This is a genomic window from Pseudomonas fluorescens (assembly GCF_902497745.1).
Lineage (GTDB): Bacteria > Pseudomonadota > Gammaproteobacteria > Pseudomonadales > Pseudomonadaceae > Aquipseudomonas > Aquipseudomonas fluorescens_BM.
In genome coordinates this window covers 100,242-118,471 of sequence record NZ_CABVHJ010000016.1, presented here as the reverse complement: position 1 = coordinate 118,471, position 18,230 = coordinate 100,242, and the positions used below count along the sequence as shown (strand labels likewise).

The window sequence follows — 18,230 nt, the reverse complement described above, 5'->3', positions numbered from 1 at the left end:
ATGCCGAATAAAGTAGCAGTGGTGACCGGTGGCAGTCGTGGCATCGGTCGGGCGATTGTCCTGGCCCTGGCCGGGGCGGGTTATCAGATCGCGTTCAGTTACGTGCGCGATGAAGTCGCGGCAATGACCTTGCGCGATGAGGTTCAGGCGTCGGGGATCGATTGCCTGGCGTTGCAGTGCGATGTCAGCAGCGGCGACAGCATCAAGGCGTTTTTCGAGCGGGTCGATCAGCATTTTCAGCGTATCGATCTGCTGGTTAACAACGCCGGTATCACTCGCGATGGTTTGCTGGCGACGATGTCGGCGCGCGACCTGGTCGACGTGATCCAGACCAACCTGATCGGCACGATGCTGTGCTGTCAGCAGGTGGTGCCGGGCATGTTGCGCCAGCGCAGCGGTTGCATCGTCAACATCAGTTCGGTGGCGGCGCAGAAGCCCGGCAAAGGCCAAAGCAACTATGCCGCTGCCAAGGGCGGGGTCGAATCGTTGACCCGTGCCTTGGCGGTGGAGCTGGCGCCGCGCAACATTCGCGTCAACGCGGTCGCCCCGGGCATCGTCAAGACCGAGATGAGTACGGCGCTGATCGGCAGTCAGGAGGAGGAAATCCAGTCGCGTCTGCTGATCAAGCGCTACGCCGAACCGGAGGAAATTGCCGAAGCGGTGCTGTACCTCGCCGATCGCGGTTTGTACCTGACCGGGGAGGTCCTGTCGGTTAACGGCGGGTTGAAGATGCCATGAGCCGGACCATTCTGATCACCGGAGCAGCCAAAGGCATCGGCCGTGCGGTCGCCGAGGGTTTTGCCGCCGACGCCGAAAATCGCCTGATCCTGCTGGATCTCGATCTGGCCGAACTGCAGCGCTGGGTCGATGAGCAACAGGAGCAGATCCAGGCGCGGATCGAGATCCATGCGGCGAACATTGCCGACCTGCCGGCCATGGAGACGTTCTTCAAGGCGCTCGGCTCGCAAGTCGAGTACGTCGACGTGCTGGTCAACAGTGCAGGCATCTGCAACGAGAACGAACCGGAGGATCTGCACAACTGGCACAAGGTGATTTCGGTCAATCTCAACGGTACGTTCTATGTGACCTCGTTGTGTCTGGCACTGATGCCGGACCGTGGGCGGATCATCAACATGTCGTCGATCCTCGGCCGTGCCGGCAAGGTGCGCAACACCGCTTACTGCGCGTCCAAGCACGGCATCGTCGGCATGACCAAAGCGCTGGCGCTGGATCTCGCTTCGCGGCAAATCACCGTCAATGCGATTCTGCCAGCGTGGATCGATACGCCGATGTTGCAGGGTGAACTGGCGACGCAAGCGGCAATTGCCGGTTTGACCCAGGAACAGATCGTACGCAACGCGAAGAAGAAACTGCCGATGCGCCGTTTCATCCAGAGCGAAGAAGTGGCGGCGATGGTGCGTTACCTGGCCAGCCCCGAGGCTGGTGGGGTGACTGCCCAGAGTCTGGTGATCGATGGCGGTGTCGGGTTGGGAATGTAGCGATGCCTCGATTTCACAACAGTCACATCGTGGGTGCGGTGTGGGCGTGCATGGCTGCGCCCACCGCGATGGCCGAGTTTACCGTCGCTGATCTCAAGCCCGATTACGCCGACGGTGAAGTCGGCGTGGCCACGGCTTTGCGCCTGCACGGTGACGATCAGGTCACGCAGAAAGCCGTGTATTTCAAAGCCAACCTGGAAGACAACTGGGAGGGCGGTTACTACAAGGCCAAGGGCCGCGTGCGTTACGACGCACGCTACGATGGCAACAATCCGTACAGCGAACGGGCGCGGGACAAGTACCGTTTCGATGCCGATTGGCGGCACCTCTACGTCGGCCATTCGCTGGGTGACGGTGAAGTGACAGTGGGCTGGCAGCAAGTGGTCTGGGGCCGCGCGGATGAATTGCGCGTGCTCGATCAGATCAACCCGCTGGACTATCGTGATGGTCTGACGCCGCTGCTCGAAGACAGCCGCATCGCCGTGCCCATGGTGCGTTTTGCGCAACCGGTGGGCGAGTGGGAACTGGAGGCGTTGTGGATCACCGACTTCGTGAAAAACCGGGCGCCGGTTGAGGGCAGTGAATTTGCCGCGCCACTGTTTGCTACGCCGGACCCACAGTATTTCCTGCTCGATTCCAAGCCCGGCTATGACGGCGACAAGGGCTATTCCTATGGCCTGAGCGCCAACGGCCGGATCGGCGCGGTGGACACCAGTTTTGTTGCCTTGAGCGCTCGTCAGCAAGACCCGGTGTACGCGGTCGAAGGCCTCGCCGACGACGGTCGCACACGGCTGGAACGGCAGTTTCCCCGTTACACCATGGGCGGTGCCGGGCTGGCGATCGACGCCGGGCACAGCATCGTGGTGCGCAGCGAGGTCGCGTATTTCGACAACTGGCGCGTGACCAATCCGACCCGCGCCTACGGTGCCGACAGCACGCCCATGGTCAAGTCGCTGCTGGGCGTCGACTACCTGTTGCGCGACTGGCTGATTTCCGCGCAGTGGCAGGAGCAGGTGTTGCTCGATTGGCAGGACGGCATGTTGCAGGACAAGCGTGAGCCGCTGTTCACCCTGTCGGCCGAAGGCACCCATTGGCAGGACCGCCTCAAGAGTCGTCTGGTGGTCGCTGGCTCACCGCCGTTTCAGGACGACGCCTTGCTGCAAGGCATCTTCACCTACAAGCCGGTGGACTACATCAAGCTCGGCCTGGAGGTGGACGTGTTTTTCGGCAAGCCCGACAAGACTTTCGGCGAGTACAGAAAGCGCGATCAAGTGCGGCTGTCGGCCGGCTATCTGTTCTGACCCATCACGCCTGCCGCTCTCGCGCGCAGGTGCATTCATCCAACGAAAAGGAAGTTGTTATGTTGCCGTTTTTGAAAAGTCTGACCACCGCCGCTTTGATCCTTGGCAGCGCTTGCGCCAGTGCCGCCGAGGCCGGCAATGCCGATGAGATCATCCGCCAGGTACGCGATCGCAATGACGGGAACAGCTTCATGTCCCAGGTTTCGCTGATCCTGCATGACAAGAAAGGCAATACCCGCGTTCGCGAGTTCACCTACCTGCAAAAGGATTACCCGGACAGCGACAAATTCAGCATGTACTTTTCCGCGCCGACTGACGTGCGTGACGTTGCCTTCCACATCGAAAACCCGCACGAAACCCTCGGCCTGGAAGACAGCCAGTGGATGTACCTGCCGGTCAGCCGTCAGACCCGCCGCATCTCCACCACCGACAAGCGTGGCTCGTTCATGGGCAGTGAGTACTCGTACGCCGATCTGGACAAGATCCGCGTCAAGGACTACTCGCAGAAACTCGTCGGTGAAGAGCAGATCAAGGGCCGCGACTGCTACGTGATCGAGCGTGAACCGGCGTCCCCCGAGGTGCTGGCCAAGACCGGTTACAACAAGCTGAAGGTGTGGATCGACAAGCAGAATTTCCTGGTCATGCGTCAGGACTTCTTCGACGTCAAAGGTGTGCTGATCAAGCAGATGCGCACGCAGAAAGTCGCGACCATCGATTCGATCGACAGCATTGTGCTCAGCGAAACCGAGCACTTCATCGACGGCACCCGTTCGGAAATGCGCTTCAACCAGTTGCAGTACAACGTCTCGCTGGAAGATCGCCTGTTCACCCAGACCGCCATCAAGCGCGGGCTGAAAACCGGTGACCTGCCGGAATTTGCCGTGTCTGCCCGCTAAGCGCCGACCCCGACGACCTGGAACCGCATGATCATGGAAAGATATCTGAATTTCGTCGAGCGCTATGCGCGGGCGATTGTTTTCCTGCTGGTGGCGATTACGGCGTATTTCACTTATACGCTGGGCGCGCTGGTGTCCGACACCAACCCTTATCTGCTCAAGGAAAGCCACCCGGCGCGCAAGACCATCATCGACTTGCAGGGTGAGTTCACCGGCACGTTCGACTCGGTGATGGTGGCGCTGAACAACCCGCAAACGGTGTTCAACAAATCAACACTCAACGCGTTGTTTTCGATGTCGCAGTCGGTGCGCAAGATGATCCTGGCCAACGATGCCGACAAGGAGCAGTTGGCGCAGATCGTCGCCCGGCATGCAGACGACAGCCGTGCGCAGTTGTTGACCCGGGATATTCTCGAGGGTGGCTTTTCGCAGAACGATTACGCCAACGCCAAGGCATTGCGTGATCATGCCCAGAGTCAAAACTGGGATTCCCATGATCAGCTGTTCCTGACCTTTCTCGCCGAGCGGATCAACCCGATCCGCGAAATGGCCTCGATGGGCGATCTGGAAAACATCGTCCTGACCGACGACGGCGAGCTGTTGATCCACAAAACCCTGAATGCCTATGACATGGACCCGGCGCTGGTCGAGTCGCAGATCATGGGCAACGAGTTGATGGTCGACGGGGTGGTGTCCAAGGACAAAAAGGTCGCGATGCTGGTGGCTGAGCTCGGCACCAAGCAGGACGACGCTCAGGCGCAACTGCGGGCTTATCAGATCGTACGTGGCATCGTCGCGCAATATCAGGCGGAGCACCCGGAGTACAAGGACGAAATCTTCATTGCCGGCATGCCGATCTTCATCGCCGCGCAGCAGGAAATCATCGACCATGACCTGGCCGTGCTTTTTCCGATCGTGTTTTTGCTGATCACACTGCTGTTGATCTTCTTCTTCCGCAAACCGCTGGGCGTGCTGTTGCCGCTGTTCAATATTCTGTTCTGCACCATCTGGACGTTGGGGCTGATGGCGCTATTGCGGGTGCCGTTCGACCTGCTGACCAGTGTGCTGCCAGTATTCCTGTTTACCATCTGCTGCTCGGATGCGATCCACGTGATGGCGGAGTATTACGAGCAGAAAAACGCCGGCAAGAGCAATCGCGAGGCCAACCGTGAAACCCAGCGCTTGATGGTGGTGCCGGTGGTGTTGACGACCGTGACGACCATCGCCACGTTCATGATTTCCACCACCAACAACATTGTCAGCATCCGTAATTTCGGCGTGTTCATGTCCATCGGCCTGACCGCGGCGCTGATCATTTCGCTGTTGCTGATTCCGGCGTGGATCTCGATCTGGGGCAAGGATCAGCCGCAGCAAGCCAAGGCTGTCGTGCACCAGGAATCGATCATCTCGCGGTATCTGGTGGCGTTCTGTGCCTGGATGATCCGCTTCCGCAAACCGATCCTGATGGTCATTCTGCCGCTGCTGGCACTGGCCACCGTGTTCACCTTCCGCGTCGACATTGAAGACTCCGGCATCGCCTACTTCAAGCCGGAAAGCCACATTCGCGTGTCCGATCAGTTCATCAACCACGCCAAAGTAGCGGGGACGGCGCCGGGCTGGATCGCCATCGACAGCAAGGAGCCGCGCGGCGTGCTGACCACCGAAGTGGTGCAGTTCATCGACAAGCTCGACCACTTCATCAAACAGCAACCGAACGTCAGTTACGGCTACTCGCTGGCCACCTACGTCAAACGCATGAACCTGGTGCTCAACGACATGAACCCGGATTATCTGCGGGTGCCGAATGCCGTGGAGAAGGTCATGTCAGTCAATGACGACGGGCAGGTCGAGCAGTTTGAAGTACCGGGCAATTCGCTGATCGAGCAGCACGTGATGCTGTTCGAAAACGGTGGCGGCTCGGACCTGAACAACGTGCTCAACGCCGATTTCTCCAAGGCCTTGACCCTGTACACCATGACCTCGTCGGTCGCCAGCGACTATCAGGGCATGCTCGACCGCCTCGATGCCTGGTTGCTGATCAATAAACCGGCCAACCTTGAGGTGACCCACGCCGGTACTCCGTTGATCTGGACGGGCGTACTGCAGGAAATCACTCAGGGCCAGGTGCTGAGTTTTTCCCTGGCCTTGCTGGTGGTCACGCTGATGATGATGTACTGGCTCAAATCGGTGCGCCTCGGTGTGCTCGGCATGCTGACCTTGCTGACCACCTCGGTGACGGTCTACGGCTTCATGTTCCTGTTCGGCATCGAGCTGAACATCGGCACGACGCTGGTGACGTTCCTCGTGGTCGGCGTGGTGGATTACGCGGTGCACCTGCTGTCACGCATCAAGTTGCTGGTGCAGCAGGGCATTGAAATCGACGCGGCCATTTTGCAGGCGATGCACAGCGTCGGCCGTTCGACGGTGATCAACGTGGTGATCTTCTCGGTAGGCTTCATGGCGCTGCTGTTTTCCGACTTCAAGCCGATTGTCGATCTGGGTGCACTGGTGGCGATGGCGCTGTTTTCCAGCGGGGTCATGACCATTGTCCTGGTGACGCTGGTATCGCCGTGGTTCTTTGCGGCGATTGCGCCTGTGCATGCGCCGGCTCCAGCATTGCGCACAGAAGGGGAGCCGGTGCCGGGCTGATTCGCCAACGGGCGGGCGCACCTGCCCTGAGGCGGCAGGCGAGTCTGCTCATGCGGCGCAGCAGGGTTTTCAGTTCAGTGTATTGACCGGGTTTTTTTCGCCATAGCGAGCGATGCGTTCGAACTGGCATTCCTGGCGGGCGTCGTTGAGGTTGCTTTCGAACGCCTCGAGGCCGTCGTGCAATTGCTGCAAATCGCCGATCTGGGTCACCAGTTCGGCTTTTTTTTCGGCAATGGCTCGTTGCGCCATGTCCCACGGGAATTCGTCGCCGCGGTAGTTGTTGAGGATCACCTGCAGCTCTTTGAGCTTGAAGCCCAGTTGCTGGGCGCACTTGATGAACGTCAACACCTCGACACTTTGCTGGCTGTAGATGCGGTATTTACCTTCACGCTTGGGTTCGGGCAACAGGCCGATTTCTTCGTAGTGGCGAATGCTTTTGACAGTGGTGCCCGACAGCTGGGCGGCTTTGCCGATATACATAAAGGTCCGTCTCGATGGTCAAACATAGCTAGCGCGATCAGGCGTCATGCCTGATCGGCGGCGATTATATGTCCAATAGCATCTGAAAATTGCAACTGCGCGTAAATGACGTGCACAGGCGACGGACGGGCACCGACGGGAACCCGCAGACGGACTGACGACGGCCACGCGCCGTCAGTGTTTCAGCCGTGTTGCGTCAGCAGGCAGCGCTCACGCGGGCTTGCTCCAGCCAGTTTTCGCGCTGTTTCGGTTTGGAGCCTAGAATTGGCCCGAAGGTCAGCGTCTTCAACGGCTTGATCCCGCAGAACTCCAGGGTGGTCTTGCGCATCTGATGCAGCCCCGGCATGCCGTAGACCCATTTGTAATACCAGTACGGCGTGTCCATGGTCACCAGCAGATGCGCGGTGCGGCCCTTGAGCAGCTTGTCCGGGAACGCTTTGCCTTCGCGATACTTGAAGGCGAAACCGGGCAGGAAAATCCGGTCGACAAATCCTTTCAGCAACGCCGGAATCCCGCCCCACCAGATCGGATAGACAAACGTCAGGTGTTCAGCCCAGGTGATGTCGGCCTGGGCTTGCAGCAGATCCGGCTCCAGCGGCTGAACCTTGTTGTAACCCTCGTGCAGAACCGGGTCGAACGCCAGCGCGTCCAGGCGCAACAGACGGACGTCATGCCCGGCGTCTTTGGCCGCCTGCACGTAGGTCTCGCTCAATGCCCCGCAAAAACTGTCGGTGGAGGGGTGACCCAGAATCACGAGCATTCGTTTGCTCATTATGTGTACTCCTGAAATGAAGCTCACAGGATAGAGTCTGCCCCTAGCGGTAGAGTCAAGGCATCAGCGCATCGAGCAGGGCACGGGCGTATCCGGGCAGGTGCGCGAAATCCCGCGCGCACAGTTTCAAGGTGCGGTTCGCCCAGAGGTCGTCGAGCGGACGGCAGATCAGCGCATGCATGGGGGCCCAACGCTCGACGGCAACCTTTGGCACGATGGCCAGGCCGGCGCCGCGAGCGACCATGCGCATGACACTGTCAAAGCCATCGGTGCGGATGCGGATGGTCATGCGCTGGCCGATGTGCAGGGCCTGTTCCTCCAGATGAATGGCCAGTGCGCTGTTGGCGCTTAGCGTCACGTAGTCATGCGCCAGGGTTTCGCCGAACGTCAGCGAGGCCCGACTCGCCAAGGCATGACCCGGCGGCAAAACCAGTACCAGTGGATCATCGCGAAACGCGCGGGTTTGCAAGCCGCTGGTGTCTACCGCGTCAGACACGATGCCCAGGTCTGCCGCGCCCTGACGCAGGGCGTGAGTGATGCGGGCGCTGGGCAGTTCTTGCAGATCGATATCCAGATTGGGATGGTCGCGCAAGAAATCCGCGAGCACTTCCGGCAGGTATTCGGTGATCGCCGTGGTGTTGCACAGCAAGCGCACCTGACCTTTGACGCCTTGGGCATAGTCGGCCAGATCCTGCTGCATGCGTTCGGCCTGTTGCAGAAGGATGCGCGCGTGATGGGCGAGGGCTTTGCCGGCGGGCGTCGGGGTGACGCCACGGCGGCCGCGCTCAAGGAAATCGCTGCCGAGCGAGGCTTCCATGGCGCGGATTCTGGCGCTGGCGGCAGCCAGGGATAAATGGCTGCGGGCGGCGCCGGCGGTGATGTTGCCGGTGTCGAGGATGTGCAGGTAGAGGCGCAGGTCGGTGAGGTCGAAGTGCATGAGGGTGGCCTCTGATTTTAGGGTGTTCGGGCTGGCCCCTTCGCGAGCAGGCTCGCTCTCACAGGGAGTTGTGTACGACACCCATCCTATGTGGGAGCGAGCTTGCTCGCGAAGAGGCCCGAAGCTTCAAAGAAAATCTCAGCCTCTTGTATGGGCAGAGGCAGCCTCAGTATATGGCAGATTTTCGGCCAACCTCGACTGGCGCAAAGTAGTGCCATGAACACACTCACAGATTTCTACCAAAACCTCGGTCTGGCCCTGTCCCTGCTGGTCATCATGACCTTCATCCTCGCCGGCCTGATCAAAGGCGTGATCGGCCTCGGCCTGCCGACCGTCGCCATGGGTTTGCTCGGTCTGGCTATGGCGCCGTCGCAGGCAGCCGCATTGCTGATCATTCCGGCAACCCTGACCAATGTCTGGCAACTGGCATTCGGCGGACATTTGAAAGGACTGATCAAACGCCTGTGGCCGATGCTGCTGATGATCTTTCTCGGCACCGGCGTCGGCACAATGTGGATCGGCATGGCAGGCGGGCATTGGGTGGTACGCGGACTCGGCGCGGCACTGTTGCTCTACGCGTTGAGCGGCTTGTTTCTGCCAACGCTGAGTGTCAATCCACGTCATGAAGGCTGGCTGGGTCCGGCGTGCGGTTTGATCACGGGTGTCATCACTTCGGCCACCGGCGTCTTCGTGATCCCGGCGGTGCCGTACCTGCAAGCGCTGGGTTTGAGTCGCGATCAACTGGTGCAGGCGCTGGGCCTTTCATTCACCGTTTCGACATTGGCACTGGCCGCTGGATTGCTCTGGCGCGGCGCCCTCGGTGGCGGCGAACTAAGCGCTTCGTTGCTGGCGCTGATCCCGGCCATTCTCGGCATGTTGCTTGGTCAATGGCTGCGCGAACGCATCAGCGCCGTGCTGTTCAAGCGGGTGTTCTTTATTGGTATGGGCGCACTCGGCGCCCATCTGCTGATCAGCGGTTAGCCGAGGCTTCGCTGAGCATTTCGATCTGGCGGATATCGAAATCGCGCTCCAGATAATCCATGCGTCGCTCAAAGAATGCCTTCATGTGCGGCAGATTCGAGTGCACGTCGAGATGCGCCTGGGATGCCCATATCTCGTAGAAGATGAACAGCGTCGGATCTTCCTTGTCGCGCAGCATGTGGTACTCGATGCAGCCCGGCTCCGCGCGGCTCGGCTCAACGTAAGCGCGAAACAGCGCTTCGAAAGCCTCGGCTTTTTCCGGGCGGGTCTTGGCGTGCAGGATAAAACCCAAGCGTTCACTCATCACAACGACTCCTCAATTTCAGAATGCCGCGGATGTTATTGCAGCAATCGGCGATAGATTCGTGCCTTTTGATCAAATGTATTTTGCGCAATCAGGCCTTATTCCGCGCGAGACACATCATTAATCTGCCGCCATTCCAGTTTCTCTTCTCCACCCAGCCCAATGGCTGCGCCGAGGCTTTCTCATGAAAAAAGTGCTGTTGCTCAATGGCGGTAAAAAATTCGCTCACTCCGACGGTCGCTACAACGCCACCCTGCATGAGGCCGCGCTGAGCGTGCTCGATCGTGGTGGTGTCGATGTGAAAACCACCTTCATCGACGAGGGCTACGACGTTGCCGAAGAGGTGGCGAAATTTCTCTGGGCCGACGTGATCATTTATCAGATGCCAGGCTGGTGGATGGGCGCGCCATGGACGGTGAAAAAGTACCTCGACGAAGTCTTCACCGAAGGCCACGGCAGCCTCTACGCCAGCGATGGCCGCACCCGTTCCGATGCCTCGCAGAAGTACGGCAGCGGTGGTCTGATTCAGGGCAAGCAATACATGCTGTCGCTGACCTGGAATGCGCCGCAGCAAGCGTTCGATGACCCGACTGATTTCTTCGAAGCCAAAGGCGTCGACGCGGTGTACTTCCCATTCCACAAGGCCAACGAGTTTCTCGGTATGACCGGGTTGCCGACGTTCCTCTGTGTCGACGTGATGAAGCGTCCGAACATCGAGGCTGATGTGGCGCGTTATGAGCAGCATTTGACCGAGGTGTTTGGTCTCAAGGCCTGAATGGTTTCGGGCTACTATCGGTGGTAACAGCAAAAGATCGCAGCCTGCGGCAGCTCCTACAGTGCGTTGCAGTCATCTGCGATCTTGGCGATCTCAAAGAGGACACCCGTGAAAGCCAGATCCGATGAGTTGCAGATTTTCGTCTGCGTGATCGAATGCGGTTCGATTTCCGCCGCCGCCGAGCAGGTCGGGCAAACGCCTTCGGCGGTCAGCCGCACGTTGTCGAAGCTGGAAGCCAAGCTCGACACCACGCTGATCAACCGCACCACGCGGCGCATGGACCTGACCGAAGAGGGCAAGTATTTCTTCGAGCAGGCCAAACTGATTCTCGATCAGATGGAGCAACTCGAAGAGCGTCTGTCCTCACGCCAGCAAACCCCGTCCGGACGCTTGCGGATCAATGCCGCATCGCCGTTCATGCTCCACGCGGTGGTCCCGTATATCGACGAATTCCGCCGCCTCTATCCGGACATCCAGCTCGAACTCAACAGCAATGACCTGATCATTGACCTGCTGGAACAAAGCACCGACGTCGCCATCCGCATCGGCACTCTCGCTGACTCGACGTTGCATGCGCGCTCGCTCGGTTGCAGTCCGCTGCTGATCGTCGCCAGCCCGGCCTATCTGGAAAAACACGGTGCGCCGCTGCAAGTGGCGGACTTGAGTGAACACACCCTGCTCGGCTTCACCCAGAACGAAGGTCTCAACCAGTGGCCGCTGCGTTATGTACACGGTGATCGCTGGCCGATCACCCCGGCGATCAGCGCCTCCAGCGGCGAGACCGTGCGCCACCTGGCGCTGGAAGGGCAGGGCATCGCCTGCCTGTCGCACTTCATGACCATCGACGACATTCGCTCCGGGCGCCTGAAAGTCCTGCTGGGCGAATTCAATAGCGGTTATCGCCAGCCAATCAACGCGGTGTACTACCGTAACTCGCAACTGGCGCTGCGCATTCAGTGCTTCCTCGACTTTATCCAGAGCAAACTCGCTGCTTACGCCAGCGCCGACTTCAAGGGCTGATTCGTGACCTCTGCGCAACAGTGAATTGGGTGAGGGCGGGTTTTTCCCTCCGGCTCACGGGCCGATACTCGTCCCATCACTTACTCACGCAGGGAGTTACTCCATGAACGTATTCGTCACCGGCGCTGCCGGATTTATCGGCGGCTCGATCGCTACCGGTCTGGTTCAGGCCGGGCATCAAGTCACCGGTCTGGTGCGCAGCGCCGAACAGGCTGATGAACTGCAAGCACTGGGCATCACCCCGGTCATCGGCACCCTCGATGACAAAGCACTGCTCACCGAACATGCCCGTGCTGCCGATGCGGTGATCAACGCCGCCAGCAGCGATCATCGCGGTGCAGTTGAAGCGTTGCTCGATGCCTTGCGCGGTTCGAACAAAGTGTTCCTGCACACCAGCGGTTCGAGCATCGTCGGTGATGCCTCGGGCGGTAAATCCAGCGATGTCATTTACTACGAGGACAATCTGCCGGAGCCGACCGTCGACAAAGCGGCGCGCGTGGCCATCGACAACCTGATCCTCGCGGCAGCGAAGGACGGCGTGAACTCCGCCGTCATCTGCAACACACTGATCTACGGCCACAGCCTGGGCGTCAATCGCGACAGCGTGCAACTGCCACGTCTGCTCAAGCAGGCGCGTAAAAGCGGTGTGGTGCGCCACGTCGGCACCGGCCAGAACATCTGGTCCAACGTGCACATCGAAGACGTCGTCGCCCTGTATCTGCTGGCGCTGACCAAGAACGTACCAGGTACTTTCTACTTCGTCGAAAGCGGCGAAGCATCGTTCATCGACATGACCACCGCCATGGCCGAAGCGCTGAATCTGGGTCAACCGCAAGACTGGCCGCTGAAAGACGCCGAAGCCGAATGGGGCTACGAAATGGCCAACTACGGCCTCGGCTCCAACAGCCGAGTGCGCGGCAAACATGCGCGCGAACTGCTGGGCTGGGTGCCGAAGCGTACTTCGGTGGTTGAATGGATTCGTAACGAAATGGTGTGATTGCAGTTTGAGCCCCGCCGGGCTTTGTTATCACCCTTTAGAACGGCTGCCATTGGGCAGCCGTTTTCGTTTCGGGCTTTGCGACTTGACACGGAGCTACTTGGCCAGGGACAAGTGCAGGAACTTACTGGATCTGAGTTTGAGTTTGCGCTCAATGGTCTCCACGCTTTGACCTGTCTCGATGGCTGTCGAACTGGCAACTGCGCGGATCAACGTTTCGGTTGTCAGTTTTTTTTGGGTGCGAGGCGTGGGGCTCATGGCAGGGACTCCGCGGAGGTTGTCAGGCGAGTATAGCGCTTGGCTGGATTTGAAAAACATGTCCATGGCTGGGAGCCGAAGCGCACGTCGGTGGTTGAATGGATTCGTAACGAAATGGTGTGAGTTGTCCACCAGCTCCCACAGGTTTTGCGCATTTCTGTCTGGAGGAATGCGATCAAAACTGTGGGAGCGAGCTTGCTCGCGAAAGCGGTGGATCAGTCGGCAAAGATGCTGAATGTGAAGCCGCCTTCGCGAGCAGGCTCGCTCCCACATTGGTTTCTCGTTCACTGAAAAGCCATGTAAATCCCGCCCCATGATTTTCATTAATCATGACAAGACATACCCATCAGCGACACGCCTTGCCTCTCCACGAAAATTACTTTCATACGGTTTGAAATCTCGATCTCGAAATGATTTATGAGTTTCACAACCCATTCGAACGTGACCCTTTCGAGGAGTACCGCATGACGCCTTCCTTCGGCTATTGGCTGCTGGTCTATGCCGCCGTCGCCATCATTGCGCTGATCGTGTTGATCGCCCGTTACCGGCTCAATCCGTTCATCGTCATCACCCTGATTTCCATCGGCCTGGCGCTGGTCGCGGGGATGCCGCCGTCGGGTGTGGTGGGGGCGTATGAGGCCGGGGTGGGCAAGACGCTGGGGCATATTGCGCTGGTGGTTGCGTTGGGGACGATGCTCGGCAAGATGATGGCCGAATCCGGCGGTGCCGAGCAGATGGCGCGCACGTTGATCGATAAATTCGGTGAAAAGAATGCGCACTGGGCGATGGTCTGCATCGCCTTTCTGGTCGGGCTGCCGCTGTTCTTCGAGGTCGGTTTTGTGTTGCTGGTGCCGATTGCATTTACTGTGGCCCGGCGTGTTGGCGTGTCGATTCTGATGGTCGGTTTGCCGATGGTCGCCGGCCTGTCGGTGGTGCATGCGCTGGTGCCGCCGCACCCGGCGGCGATGCTCGCGGTGCAGGCTTATCAGGCGTCGGTCGGGCAGACCTTGTTGTACGCGATTGCCATCGGCATTCCCACCGCGATCATTGCCGGGCCGTTGTACGCCAAATTCATCGTGCCGCGCATTCAATTGCCGGCGGATAACCCACTGGAAAAGCAATTTCTCGACCGCGAACCGCGCGACAAACTACCGGGTTTCGGCATCACCATGGCGACCATTCTGTTGCCGGTGGTGCTGATGCTGATCGGTGGCTGGGCCAACCTGATTTCCACGCCGGGCAGCGGTTTCAATCAGTTCCTGTTGTTCATCGGCAACTCGGTGATTGCGCTGTTGCTGGCGACCTTGTTGAGCTTCTGGACGTTGGGTATAGCTCAAGGTTTCAACCGTGAATCGATCCTCAAATTCACCAACGAATGCCTGGCACCCACCGCCAGTATCACCTTGCTGGTCGGTGCTGGCGGTGGCTTGAACCGCATTCTGGTCGACGCGGGCGTCACCGATCAGATCGTCGGCCTCGCCCACGAATTCCAGCTGTCGCCGCTGATCATGGGCTGGCTGTTCGCCGCGCTGATGCGCATTGCCACAGGCTCCGCGACCGTGGCCATGACCACCGCGTCCGGCGTGGTCGCGCCAGTGGCCATTGGTCTGGGTTATCCACACCCTGAGCTGTTGGTGCTGGCGACCGGCGCAGGCTCGGTTATCTTTTCCCACGTCAACGACGGCGGCTTCTGGTTGATCAAGGAATACTTCAACATGACGGTCGCGCAGACGTTCAAGACCTGGACCGTGCTCGAGACGTTGATCTCGGTAGTCGCGTTCGGTCTGACCGTCGGCCTTTCTTACTTGCTGTAACCGGAGCCCGCCGCCCATGGACATCCTCTACCAGATCCGCGCACGTCAGGATTCCTTCAGCGCCGGTGAAGGCCGCATCGCTCGGTTGATGCTCGATGACGTTGGTTTCGCCGCCAGCGCCAGCCTCGAAGACCTCGCGCAACGCGCCGAAGTCAGTACCGCCACGCTGTCGCGTTTCGCCCGCACGGTGGGCTGCCGCGACCTGCGTGATCTGCGCCTGCAACTGGCTCAGGCCAGCGGCGTTGGCAGCCGTTTTCTCGACCCGGCGGGCACGCCTGAACAGTCGGCGTTTTACGGGCAGATTGTCGGCGACATCGAAACCACCCTGCGCCAGCATCTGGCCGGATTCGACGAATCACGCTTTGCCGATGCGGTGAAATTGCTCGGCCAGGCACGGATGATTCACGCCTTCGGCATGGGCGGTTGCTCGACCCTGTGCAGCGATGAATTGCAGGTACGCCTGGTGCGCCTCGGCTACCCGATTGCCGTGTGTCATGACGCGGTGATGATGCGCGTCACTGCGGCCAGCCTGAACGCCGAGCAAGTGCTCATTGTCTGTTCGCTGACCGGCATCACCCCGGAATTGCTCGAGACTGTAGAGCTGGCGCGCAACTACGGCGCGCGCATTCTGGCGATCACCCGCGCCGACTCGCCACTGGCAGAACTGGCCGACACCGTCCTGCCGCTGCAAGGCGCAGAAACCTCGTTCATCTACAAACCGACGGCGGCGCGCTACGGCATGCTGCTCGCCATCGACGTGCTCGCGACCGAGCTGGCGCTGGCCAATCCTGAAGACAATCAAGAGCGTCTGCGGCGGATCAAACTGGCCCTCGACGAATACCGTGGCGGCGACGATCACCTGCCGCTGGGAGACTGACATGCTGTACGACACCCTGATTCGCAACGCCCTGATCATCGATGGCTGCAACACCCCCGGTTACCGCGCTGACGTGGCGATTCGCGATGGCCGCATCGAGCGTATCGGCGACTTGCACGATGCCACCGCCAGCGAGGAAATCGACGCCGCTGGCCGTGTGCTGGCGCCGGGTTTCATCGACGTGCACACCCACGACGACACCGTGGTGATTCGTCAGCCAGAGATGCTGCCAAAACTCAGCCAGGGCGTGACTACGGTGATTGTCGGCAACTGCGGGATCAGCGCTTCGCCCGTGACCCTGAAGGGTAATCCGCCGGATCCGATGAACCTGCTCGGCACGGCGGCGGCATTTGTTTATCCACGTTTCAGCGATTACCGCGCGGCGGTCGAAGCGGCGAATACCACGCTGAACGTGGCGGCACTGATCGGCCACACGGCGCTGCGCAGCAATCACCTGGATGACTTGTTCCGCACAGCGACGCCGGACGAAATCGCCGCAATGCGCGAACAGTTACGCGAAAGCCTTGAGGCCGGTGCATTGGGGTTATCCACAGGTCTGGCGTACGCCAGCGCCTTCAGCGCCTCCACCGATGAAGTGATGCAACTGACTGAAGAACTCACGGCGTTCGGTGCGGTGTACACCACGCATTTACGCAGCGAATTCGAGCCGGTGCTGGAAGCGATGGATGAGGCTTTTCAAATCGGTCGACATGCGAAATCGCCAGTGATCATTTCCCACCTCAAATGTGCCGGTGTCGGTAACTGGGGGCGCAGTCCCGAGCTGCTTGCATCATTGGAAGAGGCCGCGAAAACCCACCCGGTCGGCTGCGATTGCTACCCGTATGCGGCGAGTTCTTCGACGCTGGATCTGAAGCAAGTCACCGATGCGCATCGCATCACCATCACCTGGTCGACGCCGCACCCGGAAGTCAGTGGCCGCGACCTGATCGACATCGCTGCGCAATGGAATCTGCCGTTGCTTGATGCCGCGAAACGCCTGCAACCGGCCGGCGCGGTGTACTACGGCATGGACGAGGCGGATGTACGAAGAATCCTCGCCCATCCGTTATCGATGGTCGGTTCTGACGGACTGCCGGAGGACCCGTTCCCGCATCCGCGCCTGTGGGGCGCTTTCCCACGGGTATTGGGACATTTCAGTCGCGATGTCGGGCTGTTTCCGCTGCACACCGCCGTGCACAAGATGACCGGGTTGTCGGCGGCGCGATTTGGTTTGAAGGAAAGAGGCGAGATTCGTGAAGGCTATTGGGCGGATCTGGTGTTGTTCGATCCGGTGACCGTGCGTGATGTCGCGGATTTCAATGATCCGCAACGGCCCGCGAAGGGGATTGATGGGGTTTGGATCAATGGCGCGTTGAGTTATCACGATGGTCAGGCGAATGGCCGGAGGGAGGGGCGTTTTCTGGCGCGCGAAGGTGATTTGCGCGAAGGATTTCATTGATTCTGATGGCGCCAAAAGATCGCAGCCTGCGGCAGCTCCTACAGAGGTATGCGTTCCATTGTAGGAGCTGCCGAAGGCTGCGATCTTTTGATCTATGTCTCATGGTGGCACTGTGCAATTAAAGAAACGCCAGCCCAAGCCGAATTGCTTACATCCACCCCGTCTACACTGTGGGGCCAATCAGTCAGGGAGCACCCCATGAGCTTCGGCAAAACCACCCCGATCCTGCGGATCTTCGATGAAGCCAAAGCTGTCGAGTTTTACGTCGACTTCCTCGGTTTCAAGATCGACTGGCAGCATCGTTTCGAGGCGAATTTTCCGTTGTATCTGCAGGTGTCGCGTGGCGAGTGTGTGTTGCATTTGTCCGAGCATCATGGCGATGCGTGCCCGGGTTCGGCGCTGCGCATCGAGACGGATGAGCTGGAGGCGTTTCAGCAGCAGTTGGAGGCCAAGGATTACAAGTTCTCGCATCCGGGGATTCAGGCGATGCCGTGGGGGAGCCAGGACATGACGATCGTTGATCCGTTTGGTAATCGGTTGGTGTTTACCAATGCGATCTGTCTCTGAGCTGAAAAGCCCCTCACCCTAACCCTCTCCCAGAGGGAGAGGGGACTGACCGAGGTGTCTGACGCTGTACATCGACCTGAAAGACCGAGTCGATTATGGATTCACCGCAGCACTTTCAGGTCGGCGTATCTAATCAATATCCCCCGTTCGGCCCCCTCTCCCTCCGGGAGAGGGCTGGGGTGAGGGGAAAATGACATACCACAAAAAGAAGCCCGCCATCCAACCCTTCCAGTTGGGCAGCGGGCTTTTTCGTTAGTTGGTCGGCACTAACCTGTCCAACACGCGATTGACGGCCATTTCCGCCACCATCACCACTTGCGCAATGCCCTGCAGGGTTTTGCGGTGAGTGCCTTCAACCTGCGCGGCATGGTTGTTGAGCATGACGGTCGCTGAGCCAAGAGTTTCGCTGGCGTCGGCCAGTAGTGATTCGGTGTCGGCTTGGGGATTGGCCATGTACAGCGTGTTGGGGGAGTAGGGCGTGGCCATGAGGTCGGCGTTTGTCGGACCGAGATAGTGGTCGAGAGCGCGTTCGGCGGCTTCGTGGAATTTCTTTGAGTCGGGGGATTCGTAGGGGGAGGCCGGGTCGGTGACCGGCGGGTTTGGCGTTATCTTGAACATAGCTGTGTTCCCTTTGTTGAGCGGCA

The 18,230-nt window shown here is 59.5% G+C and carries 18 protein-coding genes; 13 read left to right on the top strand and 5 right to left on the bottom strand.

What is annotated here, in order from left to right; translation table 11 throughout:
* The 5 genes from F8N44_RS22805 to F8N44_RS22785 are packed head-to-tail and all read left to right on the top strand — an operon-like array spanning position 1 to position 6,345.
* Positions 1–738 carry a 3-oxoacyl-ACP reductase family protein gene (locus tag F8N44_RS22805; RefSeq protein WP_150651881.1) on the top strand — a complete coding sequence of 246 codons (738 nt, stop codon included), beginning with the start codon at positions 1–3 and terminating at the stop codon, positions 736–738.
* Complete coding sequence (locus tag F8N44_RS22800; RefSeq protein WP_150651880.1) at positions 735–1,499, top strand: SDR family NAD(P)-dependent oxidoreductase; 765 nt, start codon at positions 735–737, stop codon at positions 1,497–1,499. The genes F8N44_RS22805 and F8N44_RS22800 overlap by 4 nt, the downstream gene beginning before the upstream one ends.
* Positions 1,500–1,501: 2 nt before the next feature.
* Entirely contained in the window at positions 1,502–2,800 is a 1,299-nt protein-coding gene (locus tag F8N44_RS22795) for a DUF1302 family protein (RefSeq protein ID WP_150651879.1), read from the top strand.
* A 59-nt stretch (positions 2,801–2,859) separates the two neighbouring features.
* Positions 2,860–3,696, top strand: a complete 837-nt coding sequence (locus tag F8N44_RS22790; protein ID WP_095119577.1) for an outer membrane lipoprotein-sorting protein — start codon at positions 2,860–2,862, stop codon at positions 3,694–3,696.
* 33 nt (positions 3,697–3,729) lie between these two features.
* Entirely contained in the window at positions 3,730–6,345 is a 2,616-nt protein-coding gene (locus F8N44_RS22785; RefSeq protein ID WP_150651878.1) for an efflux RND transporter permease subunit, read from the top strand.
* Positions 6,346–6,414: 69 nt separating this feature from the next.
* On the opposite strand, the gene F8N44_RS22780 is transcribed toward F8N44_RS22785, so the two are convergent.
* From F8N44_RS22780 to F8N44_RS22770, 3 genes are all read right to left on the bottom strand, one after another.
* Complete coding sequence (locus tag F8N44_RS22780) at positions 6,415–6,825, bottom strand: MerR family transcriptional regulator (RefSeq protein WP_127925750.1); 411 nt, start codon at positions 6,823–6,825, stop codon at positions 6,415–6,417.
* 196 nt (positions 6,826–7,021) lie between these two features.
* Entirely contained in the window at positions 7,022–7,597 is a 576-nt protein-coding gene (locus tag F8N44_RS22775; RefSeq protein ID WP_150651877.1) for an NAD(P)H-dependent oxidoreductase, read from the bottom strand.
* A 55-nt stretch (positions 7,598–7,652) separates the two neighbouring features.
* Positions 7,653–8,534 (bottom strand): LysR substrate-binding domain-containing protein, encoded by an 882-nt coding sequence (locus tag F8N44_RS22770; RefSeq protein WP_150651876.1) that lies wholly within the window; start codon positions 8,532–8,534, stop codon positions 7,653–7,655.
* 216 nt (positions 8,535–8,750) lie between these two features.
* Here F8N44_RS22770 and F8N44_RS22765 point away from each other — a divergent pair, with 216 nt between their 5' ends.
* Complete coding sequence (locus F8N44_RS22765) at positions 8,751–9,515, top strand: sulfite exporter TauE/SafE family protein (protein ID WP_150651875.1); 765 nt, start codon at positions 8,751–8,753, stop codon at positions 9,513–9,515.
* On the opposite strand, the gene F8N44_RS22760 is transcribed toward F8N44_RS22765, so the two are convergent.
* Positions 9,505–9,819 (bottom strand): putative quinol monooxygenase, encoded by a 315-nt coding sequence (locus F8N44_RS22760; protein WP_127925755.1) that lies wholly within the window; start codon positions 9,817–9,819, stop codon positions 9,505–9,507. The genes F8N44_RS22765 and F8N44_RS22760 overlap by 11 nt on opposite strands.
* 184 nt (positions 9,820–10,003) lie before the next feature.
* On the opposite strand from F8N44_RS22760, the gene F8N44_RS22755 reads away from it, so the two are divergent.
* The 7 genes from F8N44_RS22755 to F8N44_RS22720 all read left to right on the top strand — a co-directional run bounded on the left by F8N44_RS22755 (position 10,004) and on the right by F8N44_RS22720 (position 17,586).
* Positions 10,004–10,594 carry an NAD(P)H-dependent oxidoreductase gene (locus tag F8N44_RS22755; protein ID WP_102901516.1) on the top strand — a complete coding sequence of 197 codons (591 nt, stop codon included), beginning with the start codon at positions 10,004–10,006 and terminating at the stop codon, positions 10,592–10,594.
* A gap of 108 nt (positions 10,595–10,702) precedes the next feature.
* Positions 10,703–11,614: a LysR family transcriptional regulator gene (locus F8N44_RS22750; protein WP_150651874.1), complete on the top strand. Its 912-nt coding sequence runs from the start codon at positions 10,703–10,705 to the stop codon at positions 11,612–11,614.
* A 103-nt stretch (positions 11,615–11,717) separates the two neighbouring features.
* Positions 11,718–12,611 carry an NAD-dependent epimerase/dehydratase family protein gene (locus F8N44_RS22745; protein WP_150651873.1) on the top strand — a complete coding sequence of 298 codons (894 nt, stop codon included), beginning with the start codon at positions 11,718–11,720 and terminating at the stop codon, positions 12,609–12,611.
* 722 nt (positions 12,612–13,333) lie between these two features.
* On the top strand, positions 13,334–14,683 hold the full coding sequence (locus tag F8N44_RS22735) for a GntP family permease (RefSeq protein WP_123594513.1): 1,350 nt from the start codon (positions 13,334–13,336) through the stop codon (positions 14,681–14,683).
* A 16-nt stretch (positions 14,684–14,699) separates the two neighbouring features.
* A complete protein-coding gene (locus F8N44_RS22730) occupies positions 14,700–15,560 on the top strand; it encodes a MurR/RpiR family transcriptional regulator (protein WP_150651872.1) in 861 nt (286 codons plus the stop codon).
* A gap of 1 nt (position 15,561) precedes the next feature.
* Positions 15,562–17,019: an N-acyl-D-amino-acid deacylase family protein gene (locus tag F8N44_RS22725; RefSeq protein ID WP_150651871.1), complete on the top strand. Its 1,458-nt coding sequence runs from the start codon at positions 15,562–15,564 to the stop codon at positions 17,017–17,019.
* A 198-nt stretch (positions 17,020–17,217) separates the two neighbouring features.
* Complete coding sequence (locus tag F8N44_RS22720) at positions 17,218–17,586, top strand: glyoxalase superfamily protein (protein ID WP_038357449.1); 369 nt, start codon at positions 17,218–17,220, stop codon at positions 17,584–17,586.
* Positions 17,587–17,838: 252 nt separating this feature from the next.
* On the opposite strand, the gene F8N44_RS22715 is transcribed toward F8N44_RS22720, so the two are convergent.
* Positions 17,839–18,204, bottom strand: coding sequence for a DUF6124 family protein (locus F8N44_RS22715; RefSeq protein WP_150651870.1), 366 nt, complete (start codon positions 18,202–18,204; stop codon positions 17,839–17,841).
* Positions 18,205–18,230: the final 26 nt, after the last annotated feature.